The sequence below is a fragment of the Allobosea sp. RCC_152_1 genome (genome assembly GCF_041360765.1).
GTDB lineage: Bacteria > Pseudomonadota > Alphaproteobacteria > Rhizobiales > Beijerinckiaceae > Allobosea > Allobosea spartocytisi.
The window spans coordinates 220972-226971 of sequence record NZ_JBFUPU010000007.1 but is presented as its reverse complement, the minus strand read 5'-3'; the positions used below and the strand labels follow the sequence as shown (position 1 = coordinate 226971).

Sequence of the window (6000 nt, the reverse complement as noted above, 5' to 3'; positions counted from 1 at the left end):
CGCTTGTGCTGCGCCTCGATGCGCCGTTCGCCGCCGCCCTTGCGCGCGCCCTCGCGCCGCGATTCGAGCTGTTCGAGAATATCCTTCATGGCGGCAGGCTCCCGGCGGGAAAAACGCGTCTCGAAAGCCGGCTTAAGCGGGGCTGCCGCGAGAGTCCATTGCGACATTTGCCGAAGCGTGCGAGGGCATCATGCCGCCGGCTCCGGAACTCCCAGGCGTTCAGCCCTTCGTCAGCAGCAGCACGGCCGCGTCGAATTCTCGCCGGCGAATGGCGCGGCGCTCGGCCGCTTCCTCATCCTGGCCCCAGATCCCGATCTGGTAGTCCTCATCGAGATGGGCGGCGTTCCAGGCGGCGTCAGGATCGATCAGCCCGTTGGCCAGCGCCAGGGTGAGGATGGCAGAACCCGTCAACGTCATGACGTTGTGCGCACCGGCGAGCGCCAGCGGAGAGGGGATCGTCCCGACGTGCCGGGCGACGGCTGCGAGCGTGCTTTCCGGCTGCTGCGCGAAGACGACGCCCTCTGCCAGCAGGAAGCGGGCGCCGATCAGCGCCTCGATGTCGCCGAGAATGGGCTGCCAGACGTCGTTCTGGCGCGCGATCAGAGCCTCGGGCTCGCCGGCGCGATAGCAGAGCGCGTCGGAGCCGGCATAGCGGACGATCTCGGCGCGCACGGCCTCCTCTTGATCCGCGACGCCGTCCAGCGCCGAATTGACGAGCCGGGTCAGCGGCATCTGTGCCGGGTCGATCCGTTCGGCCTGCCGTTCCCACTCGGCCGCGAGGGCCTCCGCGACATCGCGCGAGCCGACCGCGAGCGGCTTGCGGGCAGGGGTGCGGGCGGTCTTGCCGTCGAGCGCGACATGGAACAGGCCATCGCGCTCGATGACGCCCGCTTCCTTGTAGAACCGGGCCGGCAGGGGATTGCGCATCGCCTGCTGGGCGGCTGCGACGGGGTCGGGCTGGCTGGCGCCGGGCGAGCCGAAGCGGGCGAGGAAATCGTCGGTGGACATGGCGCTGCCATAACGCATTCGCGCCCGGCACGAAACCACGTGGCTCAGGCGGCGCGCACGCGCCCGAGGAACTGCGCCACCTCGGCATCGAGATGCGAGGATTGCAGGGAGAGTTCATCGGCCGACAGGGCGATGTGGCTGGCCGCCTCGTCCGTCTCGGCCGCGACGCGGCTGACGATGTCGATATGGCCAGCCGCGGTGACGGTTTCGTCCGCGGCCTGGCGGATATTCTCGGCGATGCCGGCCGTCGCCACGTTCTGCTGCTCGACGACGATGGCGACCGCCCCGGAAATCTGGTTGAGCGAGCCGATCGTCAGGTTCATCGCGTCGATCGCGGCGATGGCTTCCGAGCCGGATTGGTGGATGGCATCGATCTGCCCCTGGATCTCCTCGGTGGCCCGCCAGGTTTGTGTCGCCAGGGATTTGATCTCCTGCGCCACGATGGTGAAGCCGCCGCCCGAGCGGCCGAGCCGTGCCGCCTCGATCGAGGCATTCAGCGCGAGCAGGTTGGTGTGCTTGGCAATCGTCGAGATCACACCGGCGATATTGCCGATCTCGTCGGCCTTGCGCGACAGGTCGCCGACGGTATGGAGGACGTTGCCGGCCTGCAGGGTCGCGGCCCCGACGATGCGCGCGGTTTCCGCCACCTGCCGGTCGACCTCGGCGAAGGATTGGGCGAGCTCCGTGGTGACCTGGGTCACCGCCACCACATTGGCCGAGGTCTGGCGCGAGGATCGCGACGCGGCCGTCGAGCGCTGCAGCACTTCGACGGCACCATGCTTCATCTGCTGCGATGCGGCCCGGAGCGATTGCACCGACGCAATCACGTCATGGGCGATTCCGGCGATGGCGTTCTCGAAATCATTCGCGACGCCGTTCAGGATTCTCTGCCGCTCGCTGGCGGCCTTCGCGGTCGTCTCGGCGACGTGGCGGCGGGCCTCGTCGGCAATCTCGCGCGCGGCGTCGGCCTGTCGGCGCTCCGTTTCGGAGGTTTCGAGCGCTTGCCGCAGGGACCATACCAGCAAGCTCAGCGCGGCCGACTGCACGGAGACGATCGCGCCATGCAGGAGCACCCGGCCGGTGTCGCCGCCATTCGCGAAGACGCCGGCAGGCTGGAAAAGGCTAAGGGCGAGATGATGGGCCGCGATCGCGACGGTGGCCGGCAGGAAGATGCGCCAGTCCAGCCAGCCGGCCAGGACGGCCAGCATGGCGAAGAAATACATGTGCATGTCGGATTGGTAGGGATGCCCTGCGAAGGCATAGACCAGCAGCATGACCTGGCCGAGCGTCGCCATGCTGGTGATCTGCCGCGCGGGCCAGTCGATGCGGTAGAGATACAGTGCCAGCGTGCCGAGTATCGCCAGGCCAAATCCCGCCAGCATGAGCGTATGCCGGCCGAGCAGGGGCTGGGTGCCAGGTGTCAGACCCAGCAGCCCGGCATTGATCCAGAGAACGATGAGCAGCAGGCGGGCGAACTGCGCACGGAACCGCGCGACGTCGTTCATTGGCCGCTCCCTTTCGCAGAGCCCACGCAGAGGCGGGCGAGACTGGCATCGATCACGAGCCAGGCGCCGGCGCGATAGAGCGCCGTGACATAGCCGTCGTCCTCGCCCAGCGTGATGGTGACGGCGGATCCCGCGTTGATCTCGATCAGGCTGCCGCCGGCTTCGGCGATGGCGGCCGACATCGCGCGGGCCGAACTGCCCGCCGGAAAGAAGGCCGCGACGGGGCGTCCCTGGGCGGGCCAGGCCGCGATCAGGAAGGCACCCAGCGCCATGACGATGCCGAAGGCCAGGCCAAAGCCGATCTCACGCATCCTGCACCCCCCGGCCTCGCGGCCTTGCAGGCCCAAAGCTATCGCTCAGGTTGCAGGGTTTGCCTTGCGAATTCGTAAATTTGAAATGATTACTTTACGGTATGCCCGCCTCGGTTGCGCCGATCAGCCCCCGAAGCGGTCGTGCCAGGCCGGTTGCGCCCCGGGGAAGGGCAGCGCCGTCGCGGCATGGACGCCGCGCGCTACGGCCCGCGCCAGCACATCGGCGGCGGTGGCGCAGAGCTCGGTCAGTGCGAAGGCGTCGGAGGGGGCTCCGCTATGGCCGGTTGCAGCGGCGAAGACGATGTCGCCGTCGAGTGGCGCGTGGGCCGGGCGCAGCGACCGCGCCAGTCCGTCATGGGCGGCGAGCGCCATGCGCTTCGCCTGCGCCTTGGTGAGGACGGCGTCGGTCGCGACCAGCGCGATCGTGGTGTTCTGGCCGGTGCCGCCCTTGAAGCGCAGGGCCGTCTCTGCGGGCGTGATCGCGGCCGGCCAGCCGAGGCCGCCGAACTCGGCGCTGTGCTCATAGGGAGCGGCCCAGAAATGCGGGCCGCCGCCGATGGTGGCGCTGCCGACCGCGTTGACGGCGACGAGGGCGCCGACGATCTGGCCGGTCGCCGCGCGTGCGCTGGCCGAGCCGAGGCCGCCTTTCAGGTTGACCGTGGTGGCACCGAAGCCGGCACCGGCCGTGCCGAGCGCGAAATCGGCGCCGGCGGCCGCCGCTGCCTCCATGCCGAGGCGGCGATAGGGCGTTTCCCCGTCGCCGCGGGCCCAGGGCTTGTCGCCGCCATTGGCGAGGTCGAACAGGATCGCCTGCGGCACGATCGGGATGCGGAAGCCACCGGCCGGAAAACCGCGTCCGTGACCCGCAAGCCAGCTCATCACGCCGTCGGCCGCGCCCAGACCCCAGGCGGAGCCGCCGGAGAGGACGAGAGCGTCGACATGTTCGACGGTCATTTCCGGCTCGAGCAAGGCAGTGTCGCGCGTGCCGGGCGCGCCGCCGAGCACGGCCATGGAGGCGACGGTGGGGCGTTCGAACAGCGCCGCGGTCACGCCCGTCGCCGCCGCCGCGTCATGCGCGTGGCCAATGAGAACGCCCCGGACATCGGTGATCAGGTTGCGCATGGAGGTCGGCACCGAACTGAATCGCGTTGAACGCGTTGACGTCACATTACGATCTTTTCATCCGCGGGCCATCGCCGGTTCACCCACCGACAGCCACCGTGGTGACATCGCCAATCGGCTTCGAGACCCGCTGAGCGACACGTTACAGGACTGTTCGAGGAGAGCTTCATGAAACCCATCGTCCTCATCGCCGCATCGTCGATCGCCGCGCTCGCCAGCACCTTCGCCCTGGCGCAGCCGCAGCCCGTGCCGCCGGCCGGCGGCGACCAGAAGCAGCAGAGCGCGGAGACGCGCGACCAGCGGCGCGACGAGATGCGCCAGCGCCGCGCCGAGCAGGCCAAGGTCCGGATGGACCAGCGCTTCGCCAAGGTGCGCGAGGATCTCAAGCTGAAGCCCGAGCAGGTGCCGCTCTTCGACAAGGTCGAGGCTCTCATCAGGCAGCGCGCCGAGCAGGGGCGCGAGCGTTGGACTGCGATGCGCGAGGAGCGTGACCGGCTGCGCAGCGCCGATCTGATGGAGCGGATCGATGCGCGCGCCAAGCGCCTGGGCGAGCGCGCCGCCGCATCGAAGGAACTGGCCGATACGGTGAGGCCGCTCTGGGCGACGCTCAGCGACGAGCAGAAGACCGTGCTGCGCCGTTCGGTTCGCCAGGCCATGTCCGAGGGCCGCGAGCGCTTCCGCGAAATGCGCGAATGGCGGGGGCGGCGCGACGGCGGCGATCATGGGCCGCGCCGCTGGCAGGACAACCGCGATCGCGACGACGGCCAGGACGACGAGTGAATTCGGCACCCGCCGGCTATCCGGCCCGGCGCGCTGACAACCTCTGACGACGACGCGCCCCCGGCGGCTTGCCGGGGGCTATTCTTCATGTCAAGCACCGCTGCCCGCCACGCGAGCCAGCGGCCATGCGCTTCATCCAGACCTTCGAGCTTCTGCCTTTCCTCGACACGGCCGTCAGCCTGAGCGCGGCGTTCGTGCTGGGCATGCTGATCGGCGCCGAGCGCCAGTACCGGCAGCGCACGGCGGGATTGCGCACTACGGTCCTCGTCGCGCTGGGCGCCGCCGCCTTCGTCGATCTCGCCATGCGCCTGGAGGGCACGGCCGGCGCGATCCGGGTGATCGCCTATGTCGTCTCGGGCATCGGCTTCCTGGGCGCTGGCGTGATCATGAAGGAGGGCATGAACGTGCGCGGCCTCAACACGGCCGCCACCCTCTGGGGTTCCGCCGCGGTGGGCGCCTGCGCCGGTGCGGACATGATCGCCGAAGCGGCGCTCGTCGCGACCTTCGTCATATTCGGCAACACGTTGCTGAGGCCGCTCGTCAACGCGATAAACCGCATTCCGCTCGACGAGCGGGCGCTCGAAGCGACCTACGAGGTCGTCGTCACCACGCGGGCCGAGGCGCTCGCCGATATCCGCGACACGCTCGTCGAATATCTCGAGGCGGCGCAATATCCGCTCAGCGACATCACGACGATCGAGCGCGGCGAAGACACCGTCGAGATTGTCGCCAAGCTCATCAGCACGGCGATAGACCGCAAGGAACTCGACCATGTCGTCGACAAGCTCGGGCGCCTGCCCGCGGTGAGCCACGCGACCTGGGAGAGCAGCACCGCCGACTGAGCGGTCGGCACCGTCCCGGCGGTCGCATGGCGATGCCGTGCGGTGGCCGGGCGCGGCGACCTCTCAGCCGCTGGTGGCGTCCGAGACGCATTTCTTGGTGAAGCTCGCCTTGGCGGCGCCAGCAAGCTTCTTGTCGGCGGCCTGCTTGTCGCAGGAGGCGCCGGCATCCTTCTCGCACTTCGTCAGGAAGCTGGTCTTGGCGGCGCCGGCGAGCTTCTTGTCCGTCGCCTGGACGGCGCAGCTCTGGGCGTGGGCGAAGCTCGACGCGCAGGTCAGCGCGAGAGCGGTCAAAACAATGCGAATCATGGCGATCCCCTAGCTGTAGGCCGGGCGACGCTAGGGCATCCAACCGTGGAGGGAAACTGCCCCGGCCGCTTTACGCCTTGCTTTCGCCCGACTTGCTAACGTACGAGAGGAAAAGGACGATTTCGT

Annotated in this window: 7 protein-coding genes; 2 read left to right on the top strand and 5 right to left on the bottom strand. The window is 69.0% G+C overall.

Annotated features, from left to right (window positions below; translation table 11 throughout):
* Positions 1-219 precede the first annotated feature (219 nt).
* The 4 genes from AB6806_RS22405 to AB6806_RS22390 form a co-directional block, all read right to left on the bottom strand.
* A complete protein-coding gene (locus AB6806_RS22405; protein ID WP_142022494.1) occupies positions 220-1008 on the bottom strand; it encodes an ATP12 family chaperone protein in 789 nt (262 codons plus the stop codon).
* 44 nt (positions 1009-1052) lie between these two features.
* Positions 1053-2513 carry a methyl-accepting chemotaxis protein gene (locus tag AB6806_RS22400; RefSeq protein ID WP_370955582.1) on the bottom strand — a complete coding sequence of 487 codons (1461 nt, stop codon included), beginning with the start codon at positions 2511-2513 and terminating at the stop codon, positions 1053-1055.
* A complete protein-coding gene (locus AB6806_RS22395) occupies positions 2510-2824 on the bottom strand; it encodes a hypothetical protein (protein ID WP_112764515.1) in 315 nt (104 codons plus the stop codon). Before AB6806_RS22395 ends, AB6806_RS22400 begins: the two co-directional genes overlap by 4 nt.
* Positions 2825-2947: 123 nt before the next feature.
* The gene (locus AB6806_RS22390; RefSeq protein ID WP_133563769.1) at positions 2948-3946 is read right to left on the bottom strand and encodes a P1 family peptidase; all 999 of its coding nucleotides are present in this window, start codon (positions 3944-3946) and stop codon (positions 2948-2950) included.
* Positions 3947-4114: 168 nt separating this feature from the next.
* On the opposite strand from AB6806_RS22390, the gene AB6806_RS22385 reads away from it, so the two are divergent.
* A complete protein-coding gene (locus tag AB6806_RS22385) occupies positions 4115-4726 on the top strand; it encodes a Spy/CpxP family protein refolding chaperone (protein WP_038358600.1) in 612 nt (203 codons plus the stop codon).
* Positions 4727-4851: 125 nt separating this feature from the next.
* Complete coding sequence (locus tag AB6806_RS22380) at positions 4852-5568, top strand: MgtC/SapB family protein (RefSeq protein ID WP_142022495.1); 717 nt, start codon at positions 4852-4854, stop codon at positions 5566-5568.
* A gap of 63 nt (positions 5569-5631) precedes the next feature.
* Here AB6806_RS22380 and AB6806_RS22375 read toward each other — a convergent pair whose 3' ends face one another.
* Positions 5632-5874, bottom strand: a complete 243-nt coding sequence (locus tag AB6806_RS22375; protein ID WP_112764518.1) for a hypothetical protein — start codon at positions 5872-5874, stop codon at positions 5632-5634.
* Between the last annotated feature and the right edge of the window lie 126 nt (positions 5875-6000).

Coding starts and splice junctions, on each gene's coding strand:
- AB6806_RS22405 (WP_142022494.1), bottom strand. CDS start 1,008: ATGTCCACCGACGATTTCCTCGCCCGCTTCGGCTCGCCCGGCGCCAGC.
- AB6806_RS22400 (WP_370955582.1), bottom strand. CDS start 2,513: ATGAACGACGTCGCGCGGTTCCGTGCGCAGTTCGCCCGCCTGCTGCTC.
- AB6806_RS22395 (WP_112764515.1), bottom strand. CDS start 2,824: ATGCGTGAGATCGGCTTTGGCCTGGCCTTCGGCATCGTCATGGCGCTG.
- AB6806_RS22375 (WP_112764518.1), bottom strand. CDS start 5,874: ATGATTCGCATTGTTTTGACCGCTCTCGCGCTGACCTGCGCGTCGAGC.
- AB6806_RS22390 (WP_133563769.1), bottom strand. CDS start 3,946: ATGCGCAACCTGATCACCGATGTCCGGGGCGTTCTCATTGGCCACGCG.
- AB6806_RS22385 (WP_038358600.1), top strand. CDS start 4,115: ATGAAACCCATCGTCCTCATCGCCGCATCGTCGATCGCCGCGCTCGCC.
- AB6806_RS22380 (WP_142022495.1), top strand. CDS start 4,852: ATGCGCTTCATCCAGACCTTCGAGCTTCTGCCTTTCCTCGACACGGCC.